The organism is Azospirillaceae bacterium (assembly GCA_028283825.1).
Lineage (GTDB): Bacteria > Pseudomonadota > Alphaproteobacteria > Azospirillales > Azospirillaceae > Nitrospirillum.
On record JAPWJW010000001.1, the window covers coordinates 363,006 to 378,525 of the forward strand.

Below are 15,520 nucleotides of genomic sequence, written 5' to 3' on the forward strand. Positions count from 1 at the left end.
CAGGGTTAGGGAGCGATCTTGCCTCTATCCATCAGCGGCGGCGAACCCTATCCTGCGCACAAGAGTAGCAAGGCCGGCGCCACAGGCCACCCCGGCGGAGGAAGCATGAGCGACACGAACGACAGCACGCCCGCCACCCCGGAAGACATCGCCGCCCTGACCTTGCAGGCCGAGGGCCTGACGGCGCTGGAAACAGGCGACAACGCCCATGCCGCCATGCTGCTGACCCAGGCCGTGGCCCTGCGGCCGGACGATGCCGGCCTGCGCGCCGACCTGGGCATGGCCCTGGAACGCCAGCAGGACAACGACGCCGCCAAGGCCGCCTACGCCATGGCCGTGGCCCTGGACCCGGACAATCCCATCTATCGCTTCAACCTGGGTGCTGCCTGCCAGCGCCTGGGCCTGGGGCATGAGGCCGCCGGCCATTACGTGGACGCGCTGGAACGCGAACCCATGCTGGCGGAGGCCTATTTCAACCTGGCGACCCTGTTCCAGGACGCCGGCCACCTGGACATCGCCGAGCAGCACTATCGCAACGCCCTGGAAGCGCGCCCCACCTATGTGGAAGCCGCCGCCAACCTGGGCCTGGTGCTCCGCCGCCTGGGCCGGCTCGGCGATGCCTTGGACTATCTGCGGGCCACCGCCCAGGCCCAGCCGGACCTGGCGCAGGCGCACAGCAATCTGGGCCTGGTGCTGAACGAGGCCGGGCAGTACCAGGAGGCGCTGTCCGCCTTCGACCGCCTGGCGGCGCTGCGCCCGTTCGAGGCGGCGTCCCATGTCGGCCGCGCCACCGCGCTGCGCGGCCTGGGCCATCTGCCGGAGGCCGCGGCCTCCGTGCAAAAGGCCCTGGACCGGCCGGAACCACCCGTCTCCGCCGAGCTGGAGGCCGCCCAGGTGGCGGCGGCCCTGCAGGCCGGCGGCAATGGCACGGCTGCCCAGGCCCTGGTCGCCAAGTGGCGAGCGGGCGCAGGCACCACGCCCATCCTGACCCATACGGAGGCGGCCCTGGGCCTGGCGCCCGTGCCGCCCCGCGCCGATCCCGCCTATCTGGAACAGTTGCATGACGCCCAGGCCACCGTGCTGACGGAGCAGGCGGTGGCGGCCTTGGTGGCGCCGCTGACCGCCCCCCTGGCCGCGACCCTGGCCCGTCACCTGGGGCCCGCCGCCGGCACCCTGAACGTGGTGGAGATCGACTGCGGCGTGGGTGCCCTGGCCCCCCTGCTGAAGCCCTATGCCGCCACCCTGGTGGGCGTCCATCCCTCAACCACCGCCATCCAGGCGGCGGCCCGTGGCGGCCAGTACGACCATCTGCTGCACGGCGACTTCACCGTGGCGCTGGAACGGTCGGCCGACAGCGCCAACCTGGTGCTGTCCACCGACATCGCCAACTATGTGGGCGACCTGGCGCCCCTGGCCACGGTGGCCGCCGGCGCCCTACTGCCGGGCGGCACCCTGGCCATCGTCGTGGATGCGGCGGAGCCCTGGGCCGCCGCCGTGACGCTGAAGGAAAACGGCCGTTACCTGCATCGGCGCGACCACGTGGAGAACGCCCTGCGCCAAGCCGGCCTGACGGTGCTGGAAGTGGTGTCCCTGGCCCCCGTCGCCGCTGACGGGCCGGAGCGCCTGCTGGCCGTGGCCCGCAAGGGCTGAGGCAACGGCCGATACCCGCCGCCATGTCCCCGCACCCCACGTCAGTACCCGGGGGAGCCACCCCGGGTCGCATCCTGGCGCTGCCCCGTTATGACCGGCTGGGCGCCAGCAGCCGGCTGCGCTTCTTCGACCTGTTGCCCTACTTGGCAGATGCCGGCCTGACGGTGACGACGGTGCCGTTCTTCGACGACGCCTATCTGGCGCGCCTGTATGCGGGCCAGGGCGTCGATCGCCTGGCGCTGGCGGGGCATTACCGCCGCCGCCTGTCCACCCTGGCACGTGGCGGCGGTGAGCTGCTGTGGATCGAGAAGGAGGCGCTGCCCTGGTTGCCGGCGGCGCTGGAGCGGGGCCTGTTCCGGGGGCGGCCCTATGTGCTGGACTTCGACGACGCCTGGCATCTGCGGTATGCCGGCCACCGCCTGGCGCCCCTGCGCCAACTGCTGGGCGACAAGCTGGAACGGCTGGTGGCGGGTGCCGCCCTGACCGTGGTCGCCAACGAGACGCTGGCCGACTGGGCCACCGGCGCCCGCGCCCGCGCCCTGCTGCGCCTGCCGACACCGGTGGATCTGGCGCGCTATCGCAGCGCATCCGCGCCGCCGAGACCGACAGGCGGCTTCCGCGTGGCCTGGATCGGCACGCCGTCGTCGGCGCGATACCTGGAGGCGCTGGCCGGCCCGCTGGCGGACGTGGCCGCGACCGGTCCCCTGACCCTGGTGACCATCGGATCGGCACCAGTGAACCTGCCGGGCGTGCCGGAGGAGTTCATCGCCTGGAGCGAGACGGGAGAGGCCGCAGCGCTGGCCGGGGTGGACGCGGGCATCATGCCCCTGGCGCCCACCGCCTTCGCCCAGGGCAAGTCCGGCTTCAAGCTGCTGCAGTACATGGCGGCGGGCAAGGCCGTGGTGGCCAGCCCCGTGGGGGAGAACCGCCGCATCGTCACCGACGGCGCCACCGGCCTATGGGCGGAAAGCCCGGAGGATTGGGTGCGGGCGCTGTCCGCCTTGCGCGCCGACGCGGACCTGCGCCGGCGGCTGGCGGCGGCCGGCCAGGCCCTGGTCGCCCGCGACTATGACCTGGCGGTGCTGGGCCCCCGGCTGACGGCGGCCCTGGCCAAGCTCATCAGGCCCTGATCAGGCCACCGGAAACGGCGTGCCGATCTCGGCCAGGGTGGGCTGCTTGCCATCCTTGTCCGACAGCACCGCGCCGGCGAAATCAGGCCACTGGATGCCCAGCGCCGGGTCGTTCCACAGCAGGCCCCGGTCATGCGCCGGGCTGTAGGGTGCGGTCACCTTGTAGGCGATTTCCGTGTCCGGAACCAAAGTGCAGAAACCGTGGGCGAAACCCGCGGGCACCCACAGCTGCCAGCCGTCAACATCGTCCAGCTCGACCGCGATGTGGTGGCCGTAGGTGGGGGAACCGGCGCGCAAATCCACCGCCACATCCAGAATACGGCCGTGGACGACGCGAATCAGCTTGCCCTGTGCCGCCGGCGCCAACTGGAAGTGCAGGCCGCGCACCGTGCCCGGAATGCGGGACATGGACTGGTTGTCCTGGACGAAGGGACCGGCAATGCCCGCCGCCGCGTGTTTGTCGGCGGTCCAGGTTTCGGTGAACCAGCCACGCTCGTCCCCAAAGCGGCGCGGCTTCACCATCACCAGGCCATCGATTTCCAGGCGCTTCACTTCCATGCTGTAACCATCCCCGCATAAATAAAGGCGTCGTCGCGCCCGGAATACGCTGGCGACCGTCAGATGTCCAGGGCCGCCCCACCGCTCAGCGCCCTGTCGGCCCCGGGCGTGTAGCGCCCCCCTTCGCCGTGCAGCACCAGGCCGGGCAGCAGGCGGGCCGGGCTACGGGCCCCCAGGCGGGCCTGGATGATCACCCGCTTGGCCTCCGCCCCGGCGCGGGGCCAGAGCGGGAACAGCACCACCGCGCCAAACCGCCCGGCCAGGCGGGCCAGGATCTCATCCACCCGATCGGCGCGGTGGATCATGGTCAGCATGCCGCGCGGCGCCAGCAGGCGGGCGGCGGCGGCGACCCAGGTGGCGAGATCGGCCGTGCCCTCGCCATGCGACAGGGCCTTGGCCCCCCTGGGTGAGCGGGTATGCCGCCCACCGGGATAGAAAGGCGGATTGGTCATGACGTGGTCGAACCGGGCGGCCACCAGGTCGGGATCGGAACCCGGCGGCAGATGCGCCGGCGCCTGGGCAGCGTCACCCACGGTGATCGCCACCCGGTCGGCCACGCCGTTCAGGTGGGCGTTGCGCCGGGCCAGGCCTGCCGCCGCCTCCTGGATTTCCAGCCCCGCGATCTGCACGCCGGGCAAGCGCGCCGCCAGGCAGAAGGTGGCGGCACCGGCGCCACAGCCCAGATCCAGCACCCGTTGGCCCTCGCGCGCCGGGGTGGCCGCCGCCAGCAGCACCGGATCGATGGCGGCGCGATACCCTGCGGCCGGTTGAAGCAGGCGTACGCGACCGCCCAGCAGCGCGTCCTCCGTCAGCTCGCCCCCCTCCGGCGGTGGATCGGGCAACGGGCTGGCGGAAACGGGCAACGGCGTCACGGACCGGTTTCCAGGTGGGCGTCCCGCGGCACCTCAAGGTCGGCGCGGGCGGCGTCCAACAGGCCCTTCGCCTGCGCCACCACCGGGTCCGCCACCATCAGCCGGCGGGGAATGGCGGCGATGCTGCCTTCCATCGACGCGGTGAAATCATCCAGCAGCACGGACTCGATGCCGGCGTCGGCCAGCACCGACCGCGCCCAGGACAGTTCCACCAGATCGTTGCTGCGCAGGACAGGTTGCATGCGGTGTTCCTTATAAGGCGGTTTTCCACCGGCTGGCCGGCATGACAGCTGAACAATATGCCATCGGCGGCGGTTCCGGGGCAGTGGTGCGCGTCACGCACCGAACGCGGAGGCGGCATTGCGGTCTGTCGGCTTGACCACAGGGGTTGCGCCGGTATGCTCACTGCCCTATCCAGGGCCGTCAACAGGCATAGGCCGTTGGCCCCTACTGGCAGGAGTTCCTTTCGTGGCCGTCGTCACCCCCCTCGATACCAAGCGCCGCAAGGCCGGCACCGATGCCCTGGAAGCGCTGGTTGAGCTGGTGGCGACCGATCTGGCGGCGGTGAACGACATCATCGTCCGGCGCATGCATTCGGATGTGGAGATGATCCCCCAGCTGGCGGGCTACATCGTGGCCAGCGGCGGCAAGCGCCTGCGCCCGGTGCTGACCCTGGCCGCCGCCCGCCTGTGCGGCTACCCGGGCGACCGCCACCATGCGCTGGCGGCGTGCGTGGAGTTCATCCACACCGCCACCCTGCTGCACGACGACGTGGTGGATGAGAGCGACCTGCGCCGCGGCCAGCCTTCCGCCAACGCCGTCTTCGGCAACAAGGCGTCGGTGCTGGTGGGCGATTTCCTGTTCTCCCGTGCCTTCCAGGTGATGGTCGAGGATGGGTCGCTGGACGTGCTGCGCATCCTGTCCAACGCCTCCGCCGTCATTTCCGAAGGCGAAGTGCTGCAGCTGATCACCGCCAACGACACCACCACCAGCGAGGAAGCCTATCTGGAGGTGATCCGCGCCAAGACGGCGGAACTGTTCGCCGCCGCCTGCCGCATCGGCGCGGTGGTGGCCGCCCGCCCCTCGGCGGAGGAAGAGGCGCTGCGCAGCTATGGCCTGAATTTAGGGATCGCCTTCCAGCTGGTGGACGATGTGCTGGATTATTCCGCCGTGCAGGCGCGCTTAGGGAAAACCATCGGCGACGATTTCCGCGAGGGCAAGATCACCCTGCCGGTCGTGCTGGCCTTCCGCCGCGGCGATGACGAGGAACGCACCTTCTGGCGCCGCACGCTGGAGGACATCGACCAGCGGGACGGCGACCTGGAACACGCGCTGGAACTGATGCAGCGCCATAATACCCTGCGCGACAGCGTGGAACGCGCCCGCCATTACGGCGCCGTCGCCCGCGACGCCCTGGGCCTATTCCCCGCCAGCCCCATCAAGCGCGCCCTGCTGGACGTCATCGACTTCGTGGTCGACCGGGATTTTTGAGGCGGCTTCACCCACGAAGCGGGAAGAAGGCGCGCCCTCGGCCGGCGCGCCTTTTCTTTTGAAGCCATCCCGGCGCTTGACGGGACTTGCACATCACCCCACCTTAGAATGCATTCAATGCATGCATACGGCGTGGGGAGATTCGCCATGGCATCGGTTCTGACAATCCGGAAATTGCCGGAGGAGGTCCAGGACGCCCTGCGCCTGCGCGCGGCGCACGCGGGCCGCAGCGTGGAAGCCGAGGCCCGGGAAATTCTGGCGGCGGCCTGTCTTCCCGCCTCATCCATCTCGAACTGGGCGGAGGGCCTGTCGCTGCGGGCACAGGCCCGCACCCAGGGACAGGCACAGACGGATAGCGCCGATCTGATCCGCGAAGGCCGCGATGCGCGTTGAGCAGTTGGCCGTACGCCTGGTCGTCGATGCCAGCGTGGGGTTGAAGTGGGTGGTGGCCGAGAACGACAGCGGGAAGGCCATTCAGTTGCTGCGTACGGGCCGCCAACTGGTAACCAGCGCCCTCTTCTGGGCCGAAGCGGGCAACGCCCTCGCCATCAAGGCGAAACGAGGCGAATTGGAATCAGCCGCCGCCACGGACGCGTTGCAGGATCTCTCCGGCGCACCCCTGATAACCCAGCCCCTGGACGCTGACGCCGCGGTAGCCGCGCTGTCCCTGGCCAAGGAACTCAGCCATCCCATTTACGACTGCGTCTATCTGGCATTGGCCATGGCGGAGGGGGCGACGGTCATCACCGCCGACAAGCGCTTCCAAAACATCACGGCATCCAAGCCGTATCTGGCCAGGCACGTGGTTCTGCTGAGCGACCTGGACTTCGCCTGAGCCCGGAAAGCGAAACGGCCGGCTTCTGGTGAAGCCGGCCGCTTTTGCGTCCCTGAGATGGTCGGAGAGAGAGGATTCGAACCTCCGGCCCCTGCCTCCCGAAAGCAGTGCTCTACCAGGCTGAGCTACTCTCCGTCTCGGGGTGGGCGGGTATATATCGGCATCCGGCGCGGGCTGCAAGCCTTCTCTTTCATCCAATGACAGATCGAAGCCGCATAGGTAACCCGCACGCCATGGAGGGGCGCTTGGCCTGGGGTGTTGCCCATCCGCCACAGGTCCCGGAGAGTCTGCGGCTGCCCCATGATGTGCCGACTCTCGCCATGGTTCCGCCACGGTTGGCCCCGAGTTTCGTAATCAAGACACAAGCACATCAGCCCTTCGGCTTAAGACCGGGGCGTCGAACATCAGAGGAGACGGAATCATGCCGACCACCCGCACCCTGCTCACCGGCCTGTTCCTGGGTCTGCCCTTCGTGGTCGCCCCCGCCATCCTGTTCGCCGCCCCCCGCCCCGACGTGCAGGTCGTGGCGCAGACCCAGGCCACGGCGGTCACCCCCACCGCCACGCTGGCCGCCTCGCCCTCGGGCAAGCTAAAGGTCATCCCGGCCAGCGGTACGATGAAGGCGGGCACGCTCGCCCCCTGCGCCGTCGAGGGTACCCCCAACAAGGCTCGGGGGACCCACGGCTATCACACGCCGCACCGGCTGGTGGTGCTGAACTGAGGTTCCTGAATATCCGAGGGGCCGGCGACAAACGACCGGTGCCCGGAGCGAAGTTGTGGAGAGGTTGAAGCAGGAAGGGCCGGTGGACAGTTCCGCCGGCCCTTTGGTTATCCCCGCCAGGCGCATAGGCGGCGGGCAGCCTCCACCATTTCCGATTCGGCGCCGGCGAAGCTGATGCGCACGGTGTGATGGCCGCGCACAGGGTCGAAATCCACCCCCGGCGTCAGCGCCACGCCCGTCTCGTTCAACAGGCGGGTGCAGAAGGCCTGGGCATCGTCCGTGCGGTCGGAAATGTCGGCATAGAGGAAAAAGGCGCCGTCGGCGGGCGCCAGGCGGCCGAAACCGGCGCCGGGCAGCAGTTCCAGCAGGATGTCGCGGTTGCGGCGATAGCGGGCGACATGGCCTTCCAGTTCCTCCACGCAATCGAAGGCGGCCACGGCGGCGTGCTGCGACAAAGTGGGCGGGGAGATGTAGAGGTTCTGCGCCAGGCGTTCCACCGGCCGCACCAGCCGTTCCGGCACGATGGCCCAGCCCAGGCGCCAGCCGGTCATGGAGAAATACTTGGAGAAGCTGTTGACGGTGATGGCCCCCTCGCCGTCCTCCACCGCCAGCGCCGTGGCCGCCGCCACCGTACCGTATTCGATGCCATGGTAGATTTCGTCGGAGATCAGCCAGACACCGTGGCGCCGGCACCAGGCGCCCAGACCGGCCATGGCCACCGGATCCAGCATGGTGCCGGTGGGGTTGGAGGGGCTGGCCACGATCAGGCCCTTGAGGGGCCCCTGGGCCAGCAGTCCGTCCAGCAGGGCCGGCGTGGGCTGGAAGCGGGTGTCATGCCCGACGGGCAGTTCCACCGGCACCAGGCCCGCCGTCTTCAATATATTACGATAGGCTGGGTATCCCGGCGCCGCCAGGGCCACGCGGTCGCCCGCGTCGAAGGCCGCCAGGAAGGCCAAAAGGAAGGCGCCGGAGGAACCGGTGGTGACCACCACCCGTTGTGGGTCGATCACCACCCCATGGCGGTCCCGGTACCAACGTGCTATGCCCTCTCTCAAGGCTGGCAGGCCCAAGGCATCGGTGTAGGCTAGGCGATCGGCGGTCAGGGCGTGGGTGGCCGCCGCGATCACCCCCATCGGTGCCGGGGTGGACGGCTGGCCTATTTCCAGGTGCAGGACGTCGCCACCGGCGGCCTGCCGGGCATTGGCGGCCCGCAACACCTCCATCACCATGAAGGGAGAAATGGTGCTGGTGCGTATAGCGACAGCCGGCCTTGATGCCGCGCGTGGAAATTCGTCCTTGGAGTAGGTAGGGGTCATGCCTTGCTGCTCGCCTGATCGGGTATCAACGGCACCGCCGATGGAATTGACTATGTTCTTGCGCCCGCGCCGCCTTGCCCGCCTGATCCTGGCCAGCACATTGTCCCTGGTGCTGGCGATGGAGTCGGCCGTGGCGCAGGATCGCGGCATCAGCTTCGTGCGCGACGCGGAAATCGAACACACGCTGCGCGTCTTCGCCAGCCCCATCTTCCGCGCGGCCGGCTTGGTGCCCGACGCGGTCACCCTGGTGCTGGTCAACGACGACGAACTGAACGCCTTCGTGGCGGGCGGCCAGAACATGTTCGTCAACACCGGCCTGATCATGACGGCCGACACGCCGGAGCAGCTGATCGGCGTCCTGGCCCACGAAACCGGCCATATGGCGGGCGGCCACATGGTGCGGTCGCGCGACGCCATGGAGAACGCGATCATCCTGTCCACCCTGGCCACGCTGCTGAGCGTGGCGGCCGCCATCGGCGGCACGCGCCGGGGCGATGGCGGCGGGGCGGCCATGGGCGGCATCGCCGGCGCGCAGGAACTGGGCGCCCGGTCCTTCTATGCCTTCAGCCGCGCACAGGAGGCCTCCGCCGACGAGGCCGGCATGTCCTACATGGAGGCCAACGGCTATTCCTCGCGCGGCATGCTGGAGATCATGGAAAAGCTGCATCAGATGGATGCCGGCCTGCCGCAGACCAAGCAGGTGGAGTTCCTGATGAGCCACCCGCTGACCAAGAACCGCATCGAATACATCGAGAATTTCGTCGATCACGTCTCAAAATTCTCCAACGCCCGCATGCCCTCGGCCTTTTACGACATGCACCAGCGCATGCGGGCCAAGCTCTTCGGTTTCATCCACCCCGACCAGGCGCTGCGCCGGTATCCGGAAAGCGACACCAGCGTGCCGGCCCGCTACGCCCGCTCCATCGCCTATTACCAGGTGGGGGACATCAACAAGGGCCTGAAGCTCGTCGACGGCCTGATCGACCAGGAACCCAAGAACCCTTATTTCTATGAGCTTAAGGGCCAGATCCTGTTTGAGAACGGCCGCGCCAAAGAGGCGGTGGAGCCCTATCGCAACGCCGTGAAGTACGCGCCGGACAGCGCCCAGCTGCGCATGGCCCTGGGCCACGCCCTGCTGGAGGCCGGCGACGACAAGCTGGTGCATGAGGCGATCGACGTGCTGCGCGCCTCCGCCCGCGACGAGCCGCTGGTGGAACTGACCTGGCTGCTGCTGGCCTCCGCCTATGCCCGCGCCGACATGGCGCCGCAGCTGGCCTACGCCCGCGCGGAAGAGGCGCTGGCCCGCGGCGACATCCGCGCCGCCCGCTATCACGCCGACCGGGCGGAACAGATGCTGCCGGCCGGTTCCCCCGATTGGGTGCGGGCGCAGGATATCCGCGTGCTGGTGGAAAGCCGCCTGCCCACCAATATGCGCCCGCAGCTGGCCCCCAGCGGCCTGGCCGCCGGCGGCCAGACCCCGTCCGACACGCCCATCATCTCCACCGGCCGCATGCCGGACGACCTGCTGTACAGCGGCGGCGTTTCCGCCAGCGGTCCCAGCTTCCCGTCCGTCGCCACCATGCCCGGCGGCACGCTCGACGGCATGGGGGCCGGCGGTGCGGGGATGGGCGCACCCACCATGGGCGGCGCACCCGGCGGCATGGGGGGCGGTGGCCGTCCCGGCGGACGATAACGTCCCCTCCTCACGCGAATACAAAAACGGCCGGATGTCCCCATCCGGCCGTCTGTTTTTCAGGCGATGTGGGTGCCGGTTCTCAGCCCGCCCGCACCGTGCGCAGGAAGCCCGAGGCCTCGCGGTCCAGCACGGCGGACTGGCTGGACAGCCGTTCCGCCAGGCCGGTGACGCCCTGGGCGGCGTCACCCACGGCACGCGACGCGCCGGTCAGGTCGCCCAGGCTGCCCGCCACCTCACCAATGCCCTGTGCCGCCTGCTGGACGTTGCGGGCGATCTCCTGCGTGGCGGCACTCTGTTCCTCCACCGCCGAAGCGATGGTGACCGTCAGTTCGTTCACATCGGCGATGGTGGTGCCGATGCGGCGGATAGCCGTCACCGTCTGGCTGCTGCGGCTCTGGATGGTGGTGATCTGGGCCGCGATCTCCTCCGTCGCCTTGGCGGTCTGGTTGGCCAGGCCCTTGACCTCGTTGGCCACCACGGCGAAACCCTTGCCGGCATCGCCCGCCCGCGCCGCCTCGATGGTGGCGTTCAGGGCCAGCAGGTTGGTCTGCGCCGCGATGGTCTGGATCAGGGTCAGCACCTCCCCGATGCGGCGGGCATCGCCATCCAGCCCCTCCACCACCTCATCCGTCTCGCGCACCACGGTCAGCGCTTCACCCGCGATCTTGGCGGACCGGACGACCTGGCTGCTGATCTCGCTGATGGAGGCTGACAGTTCCTCACTGGCCGCCGCCACGGTGTTGACGTTGGTGGAGGCCTCCTCCGCCGCGCTGGAGGCCGCATGGGCCTGGGTCAGCGCCTGGTCCGCCGCCGTGGCCAAGGTCCCCGCCAGCCTCTCCAGATCGGTGGAAGCGGTGGTGACGGTCACCACCACCCCGCCCACGCTGGACTGGAAGGTGTCGGCCACGCTGGTCAGCGCCTGGCGCTGGCGGGCCGCCGCCTCGGTCTTCGACCGCTCCTGCTCCGCCCGCAAGGATGCAGCCGCCTGCATATGCTCGCGGAACTGGGCCAGCGCCCGGGCGATGCGCCCGATCTCGCTGCGATCACGGGTATACTGGATGGCGACGGACAGGTCGTCGGCCACCAGCCGGTCCATGGTGCCGCACAGATCACCCAACGGCCGGGTGATGCTGCGCGCGATCATCACGGTGAAGGCGCCCGCCACCAGCAGGACCAGCAGCGCCGACCCGCCGGTCCACAGGGCCTGGCGCCACAGCACGGCGTTGATGTCGTCGATGTAGACACCGGCCATCACCGCCCATTTCCAGGGATCGTAGGGGGCGGCGTAAGCCAGCTTGAGCGCCGGGATCTCGGCACCGGCGGTACCGCGCGGCACCATGTAGGTGGTCAGGTCCCCGCCCTTCTGGGCAGCGGCGATGATGTTCGCCACCACGGGCGTGCCCTGGGGATCCTTGAACCCCATGCGGTTCACGCCTTCGTTCTTCGGATTGGCGTGCACCAGGGTGAGACCGTCGAACTGATAGACGCCGTAATAGTCGCCCTCGCCCCAGCGCATGCCCCGGATGGCTTTCTTCACCTCCTGCTGCGCCTGGTCCAGCGGCACCTTGCCGGCCTTGACCTCGTCGTCATACGCCTTGATCAGCTTCACCACGCTGCCGACCATGTCGTGCAGTTTCTGCTCACGCTCCGCATAGATGGATTGCCGCAGGCTCCACACTTGGGCGCCGGAGATCGCGAGCATCGACACGACCATGATGGCCATGATGATGGCAATGCGAAAAATTAAAGAAAAATTGCGCATTCTCAGACCCTTAGACCATCTGCCAACCCATCGGACATGTAGCACGGACAAATTGCAAGACAAGGGTCATAATGTTACCGCGACCAGCAATAAATAGCCGCCGCAGTCATCTGCGCTACCCCGTTAAGCAATATCCACGCCTGCTGGTTGGGGCACCACATCGTGTGGCCGAATCCACCGCCCCCCTTCGGGCGGATCAGCCGGGTTCGCGCGCCTGCTCCAGCGCCCAGGCGGTCACCAGCGCATCGGCGATGCGCATCATCATCAGCAGGGCCAGCCGGCGGCCGATCTCATCCAGCGGCCGCACCAGATGCAGGTGCAGGATGGCGGTCGCCCCACCGTCATCCAGTCCCGCCATCGGCAGCGGGCGTTGGGCGGGCGCGGTCAACGGCCAGACCAGGGTCATGGCGCCATCCGTGAACTCATGCCGCAACTCGCCTGGCCGGCGCAGCAGGGTGGCCAGGGCCCCCGCGTCCGCCACCGTGGCCAGCGGGTGGCCGGCGGCGTCCTGATAGCGCCCGCGCCCCGCCAGGATGCGGGCCGCCAGGCGGTCCGTACCATGGATGACGCAGAACAGGCCCTCGGCCGGCTGCTCCAGCACCTCCGCGATCTGGTCCAGGGCGGCGCCGGCGGCGGCCGACGGGCCGGACAGCGCCACCTGGAACAGGCCCAGCCCCGCCACCCGCTCCAGCCCCTGGCAGGACCGTTCCAGCGTGCGGATGTGGTGATAGGCCCTGAGCGCCGTGATGGTGGCGGTGATCAGCTTGCGCGCCGTCAGTTCCGTCTTGGCCTTGTAGTCGTTGACGTCATAGCCGGCGATGACATCGTCCTCCGGCGCCTGGCCCGGTTGTCCGGTGCGCAGGATGATGCGCACCGCGCGGTTGCCCAGTTCGTCGCGGATGCGCGGCACCAGCTTCAGGCCCGCGTCCTCGCTTTCCATCACCACATCCAGCAGGATCATGGCGATGTCATGCTCGCCGCGCAGCACGGTCAGCGCCTCGGCCGCGGAATAAGCGGAGATGAAGGCCAGGCCGCGGCCCTGGAAGGCGAACTTGCGCATGACCAGCCGGGTCATGGCGTGGACTTCCGCGTCGTCGTCGACGATCAGCACCTGCCATGGCGGCATGCCGGGGACGAGTTCATCGCCCTCGTGCGCGTCTTCATCCTCTTCCTCGTCCTGGAACAGGAAGTCGTCGTCGTCATCGGCCATGGTCATGGGAATTACCCGTCCCTCATCCCGGGAGGCCCCATGCCCCCCAATGGCATCGGCGGCGAATCCGGGGCCCCATGACCGCACAGCCCCGTCGCGCTGACAAGCGCGACGATGGCATGACGCGACAAGGGATCACCCTTGAAATCACAGGCTGGCGGCGGCACATGACGCCGCACCACAGGGGCGTGCGCCGGCCCGAGGATTGCGCCCGCGCCGCCGGTGGTCCATGCTGCCGGCCAATCGCCGCCGGCCCCGCCCTGAAGCGCCCTGTCGCTGGCGAGGCCGCAAACCGGAGTTTCCTTTGATGTCGCGCACCCTCGTTTCCGCCCTGACCGCCACCGTGGCCCTGGCCGCCCTGGCCGCCGGCCCGGTCTTCGCCGCCGACAAGGCCGCACCCGAGAAGGGCCCCTACGACAAGGCGCAGATCGAACAGATCGTCCACGACTACATCCTGGCCCACCCGGAGGTGATCAGCGAGGCGGCACAGGCCCTGCAGGACAAGGCGGACGCGGAAGAGGCCAAGGCCTCGGCCGAGGCGCTGGTGAAGCACAAGGACGACCTGGTGGCGTCCAAGGCCTCGCCCGTCGGCGGCAACGTCAAGGGCGATGTCACCATGGTCGAGTTCTTCGATTACCAGTGCGGCTACTGCAAGCACACCCAGCCGGAGCTGGACGCCGCCGTGAAGAAGGACGGCAAGGTCCGCATCGTCTACAAGGAATTCCCCATCCTGGGCCCGGCGTCCGTGGTCGCCGCCAAGGCGGCGTTGGCCGCCAACATGCAGGGCAAGTACGACACCGTGCACGCGGCCCTGATGGCCGCCACCGGCAAGCTGGACCGTGACCGCATCCTGGCCATCGCCAAGGATGCCGGCGCCGATACCGACCGCCTGGCCAAGGACATGGACAGCCCGGCCGTGCAGAAGGAAATCGACGCCAACCTGGAACTGGCCGACGCCCTGAACATCCACGGCACCCCCGGCTTCGTCATCGGCGCCACCGTGGTGCCGGGCGCCATCGGCGCCGACGCCTTCAAGGACCTGTTCGCCAAGGCCCGCAGCGCCAAGGGCTGACATCCCCGCACCAGCTTACGTCAGGCCGGATGGGGGGCCGTTGCGTCACGCGACAGGACGGCCCCCGTCGCGCGTGTCGGAATTATTGCCCCCGGCGCCGCCCGTGTTATAAAGCGGCCTTCGACGGACGCCCGTGGGGGGTGCACCCCTGTGGGCGTTCGGGTTTTTGAGACGTACGTACGCAAAGGCGATACACCCTTGGCCATCGCGCCCTCCGTCCTGATCCTGAACGGGCCGAACCTCAACATGCTGGGGATTCGCGAACCGCACATCTATGGCGCGGAGACGCTGGAGGATATCGAGAACGCCTGCCAGGAGACGGCCGCGCGCCTGGGCCTGGAGATCGATTTCCGCCAGTCCAACCATGAGGGCGAACTGGTCACCTGGATCCAGGACTCGCGCGGCGAACACGACGCCATCATCCTGAACGCCGGCGCGTACACGCATACATCCATCGCCATCCACGACGCGCTCAGCGCCGTGGCCCTGCCGGTGGTCGAGGTACACTTGAGCAATATTTTCCGGCGCGAGGCGTTCCGGCACCATTCCTATGTGTCGCCGGTGGCGCGGGGCGTCATCTGCGGCTTCGGCTCGCAGGGCTACCTGCTGGCGCTGCAAGCGGCGGCCCGCCTGATCGACACCCCACCGGAACGGGCATGACGCCCGGCGCCCAACCCGGCCTAATCCATCCAGACATCGACCCATCGGCGGCCTAACCGCAGCCCAGTACCCAGGATCACGACAATGGCGACCTTCGAACTCGACAACGAATTCGTGCGCAAGCTGGCCGAGCTTCTCGGCGAGACCGGTCTTACCGAGATCGAATACGCGGAAGGCGACAAGCGCATCCGCCTGTCCCGCGCGGCGCCCCCCGCCGCCATGATCGCGGCCCCCGCCGTCGCCGCCGCACCGGTCGCGGCCCCCGCGGCGGCCCCGGTCGCCACCGTGCCGCCGGCCCAGCACCCGGGTGCGGTCAAGTCGCCCATGGTCGGCACCGCCTACCTGGCGCCCGAGCCCGGCGCCAACGCCTTCATCAAGGTCGGCGACACGGTGAAGGTCGGCCAGACCCTGCTGATCATCGAGGCGATGAAAGTCATGAACCCGATCAAGGCCGCCAAGGGCGGCACGGTTACCCAGATCCAGGTCGGCGACGCCCAGCCTGTGGAATACGGCGAAGTCCTGCTGATCATCGAGTGAGGGTTTGACC

Annotated in this window: 16 protein-coding genes and 1 tRNA gene; 10 read left to right on the plus strand and 7 right to left on the minus strand. The window is 68.9% G+C overall.

The genetic code is table 11. From position 1 onward, the window contains the following. The first annotated feature begins 105 nt into the window (after positions 1-105). Positions 106-1,650, plus strand: coding sequence for a tetratricopeptide repeat protein (locus tag PW843_01315; GenBank protein MDE1145244.1), 1,545 nt, complete (start codon positions 106-108; stop codon positions 1,648-1,650). A 23-nt stretch (positions 1,651-1,673) separates the two neighbouring features. After that, complete coding sequence (locus PW843_01320) at positions 1,674-2,780, plus strand: glycosyltransferase family 4 protein (GenBank protein MDE1145245.1); 1,107 nt, start codon at positions 1,674-1,676, stop codon at positions 2,778-2,780. On the opposite strand, the gene rfbC is transcribed toward PW843_01320, so the two are convergent. The 3 genes from rfbC to PW843_01335 are packed head-to-tail and all read right to left on the minus strand — an operon-like array spanning position 2,781 to position 4,452. Beyond that, positions 2,781-3,338, minus strand: coding sequence for a dTDP-4-dehydrorhamnose 3,5-epimerase (gene rfbC, locus PW843_01325; GenBank protein MDE1145246.1), 558 nt, complete (start codon positions 3,336-3,338; stop codon positions 2,781-2,783). Between the two features lie 59 nt (positions 3,339-3,397). Beyond that, a complete protein-coding gene (locus tag PW843_01330; protein MDE1145247.1) occupies positions 3,398-4,201 on the minus strand; it encodes a methyltransferase in 804 nt (267 codons plus the stop codon). 5 nt (positions 4,202-4,206) lie between these two features. Further along, positions 4,207-4,452, minus strand: coding sequence for a DUF2007 domain-containing protein (locus tag PW843_01335; GenBank protein ID MDE1145248.1), 246 nt, complete (start codon positions 4,450-4,452; stop codon positions 4,207-4,209). Between the two features lie 226 nt (positions 4,453-4,678). On the opposite strand from PW843_01335, the gene PW843_01340 reads away from it, so the two are divergent. The 3 genes from PW843_01340 (at position 4,679) to PW843_01350 (ending at position 6,536) form a co-directional block, all read left to right on the plus strand. Further along, entirely contained in the window at positions 4,679-5,701 is a 1,023-nt protein-coding gene (locus tag PW843_01340) for a polyprenyl synthetase family protein (protein ID MDE1145249.1), read from the plus strand. Positions 5,702-5,848: 147 nt separating this feature from the next. Then, the gene (locus tag PW843_01345; protein ID MDE1145250.1) at positions 5,849-6,094 is read left to right on the plus strand and encodes a plasmid stabilization protein; all 246 of its coding nucleotides are present in this window, start codon (positions 5,849-5,851) and stop codon (positions 6,092-6,094) included. Further along, complete coding sequence (locus PW843_01350; protein MDE1145251.1) at positions 6,084-6,536, plus strand: type II toxin-antitoxin system VapC family toxin; 453 nt, start codon at positions 6,084-6,086, stop codon at positions 6,534-6,536. Before PW843_01345 ends, PW843_01350 begins: the two co-directional genes overlap by 11 nt. A gap of 58 nt (positions 6,537-6,594) precedes the next feature. Here PW843_01350 and PW843_01355 read toward each other — a convergent pair. Beyond that, positions 6,595-6,671: transfer RNA gene (locus tag PW843_01355), tRNA-Pro, on the minus strand. Between the two features lie 286 nt (positions 6,672-6,957). On the opposite strand from PW843_01355, the gene PW843_01360 reads away from it, so the two are divergent. Next, positions 6,958-7,257: a hypothetical protein gene (locus tag PW843_01360; protein MDE1145252.1), complete on the plus strand. Its 300-nt coding sequence runs from the start codon at positions 6,958-6,960 to the stop codon at positions 7,255-7,257. Between the two features lie 107 nt (positions 7,258-7,364). On the opposite strand, the gene PW843_01365 is transcribed toward PW843_01360, so the two are convergent. Continuing rightward, positions 7,365-8,573 (minus strand): aminotransferase class I/II-fold pyridoxal phosphate-dependent enzyme, encoded by a 1,209-nt coding sequence (locus PW843_01365; protein ID MDE1145253.1) that lies wholly within the window; start codon positions 8,571-8,573, stop codon positions 7,365-7,367. A gap of 52 nt (positions 8,574-8,625) precedes the next feature. On the opposite strand from PW843_01365, the gene PW843_01370 reads away from it, so the two are divergent. Further along, a complete protein-coding gene (locus tag PW843_01370) occupies positions 8,626-10,266 on the plus strand; it encodes a M48 family metalloprotease (protein MDE1145254.1) in 1,641 nt (546 codons plus the stop codon). 82 nt (positions 10,267-10,348) lie between these two features. Here PW843_01370 and PW843_01375 read toward each other — a convergent pair whose 3' ends face one another. Both PW843_01375 and PW843_01380 read right to left on the minus strand, forming a co-directional pair. Further along, positions 10,349-11,971 carry a cache domain-containing protein gene (locus tag PW843_01375; protein MDE1145255.1) on the minus strand — a complete coding sequence of 541 codons (1,623 nt, stop codon included), beginning with the start codon at positions 11,969-11,971 and terminating at the stop codon, positions 10,349-10,351. Between the two features lie 256 nt (positions 11,972-12,227). Next, complete coding sequence (locus tag PW843_01380; GenBank protein MDE1145256.1) at positions 12,228-13,247, minus strand: DUF3369 domain-containing protein; 1,020 nt, start codon at positions 13,245-13,247, stop codon at positions 12,228-12,230. A gap of 301 nt (positions 13,248-13,548) precedes the next feature. On the opposite strand from PW843_01380, the gene PW843_01385 reads away from it, so the two are divergent. The 3 genes from PW843_01385 to accB all read left to right on the plus strand — a co-directional run bounded on the left by PW843_01385 (position 13,549) and on the right by accB (position 15,510). Further along, positions 13,549-14,313 carry a DsbA family protein gene (locus PW843_01385; protein MDE1145257.1) on the plus strand — a complete coding sequence of 255 codons (765 nt, stop codon included), beginning with the start codon at positions 13,549-13,551 and terminating at the stop codon, positions 14,311-14,313. 198 nt (positions 14,314-14,511) lie between these two features. Further along, positions 14,512-14,973, plus strand: a complete 462-nt coding sequence (aroQ, locus tag PW843_01390) for a type II 3-dehydroquinate dehydratase (GenBank protein MDE1145258.1) — start codon at positions 14,512-14,514, stop codon at positions 14,971-14,973. A gap of 84 nt (positions 14,974-15,057) precedes the next feature. Next, the gene (gene accB / locus PW843_01395; GenBank protein ID MDE1145259.1) at positions 15,058-15,510 is read left to right on the plus strand and encodes an acetyl-CoA carboxylase biotin carboxyl carrier protein; all 453 of its coding nucleotides are present in this window, start codon (positions 15,058-15,060) and stop codon (positions 15,508-15,510) included. Positions 15,511-15,520 lie beyond the last annotated feature (10 nt).

Bases quoted from the DNA above. Each gene is read 5' to 3' on its own strand.
- PW843_01360 (MDE1145252.1), top strand. From the start codon at position 6,958: ATGCCGACCACCCGCACCCTGCTCACCGGCCTGTTCCTGGGTCTGCCC.
- rfbC (MDE1145246.1), bottom strand. From the start codon at position 3,338: ATGGAAGTGAAGCGCCTGGAAATCGATGGCCTGGTGATGGTGAAGCCG.
- PW843_01375 (MDE1145255.1), bottom strand. From the start codon at position 11,971: ATGCTCGCGATCTCCGGCGCCCAAGTGTGGAGCCTGCGGCAATCCATC.
- PW843_01335 (MDE1145248.1), bottom strand. From the start codon at position 4,452: ATGCAACCTGTCCTGCGCAGCAACGATCTGGTGGAACTGTCCTGGGCG.
- PW843_01370 (MDE1145254.1), top strand. From the start codon at position 8,626: ATGTTCTTGCGCCCGCGCCGCCTTGCCCGCCTGATCCTGGCCAGCACA.
- PW843_01365 (MDE1145253.1), bottom strand. From the start codon at position 8,573: ATGACCCCTACCTACTCCAAGGACGAATTTCCACGCGCGGCATCAAGG.
- PW843_01385 (MDE1145257.1), top strand. From the start codon at position 13,549: ATGTCGCGCACCCTCGTTTCCGCCCTGACCGCCACCGTGGCCCTGGCC.
- PW843_01320 (MDE1145245.1), top strand. From the start codon at position 1,674: ATGTCCCCGCACCCCACGTCAGTACCCGGGGGAGCCACCCCGGGTCGC.
- PW843_01380 (MDE1145256.1), bottom strand. From the start codon at position 13,247: ATGACCATGGCCGATGACGACGACGACTTCCTGTTCCAGGACGAGGAA.
- PW843_01350 (MDE1145251.1), top strand. From the start codon at position 6,084: ATGCGCGTTGAGCAGTTGGCCGTACGCCTGGTCGTCGATGCCAGCGTG.
- PW843_01315 (MDE1145244.1), top strand. From the start codon at position 106: ATGAGCGACACGAACGACAGCACGCCCGCCACCCCGGAAGACATCGCC.
- accB (MDE1145259.1), top strand. From the start codon at position 15,058: ATGGCGACCTTCGAACTCGACAACGAATTCGTGCGCAAGCTGGCCGAG.
- PW843_01345 (MDE1145250.1), top strand. From the start codon at position 5,849: ATGGCATCGGTTCTGACAATCCGGAAATTGCCGGAGGAGGTCCAGGAC.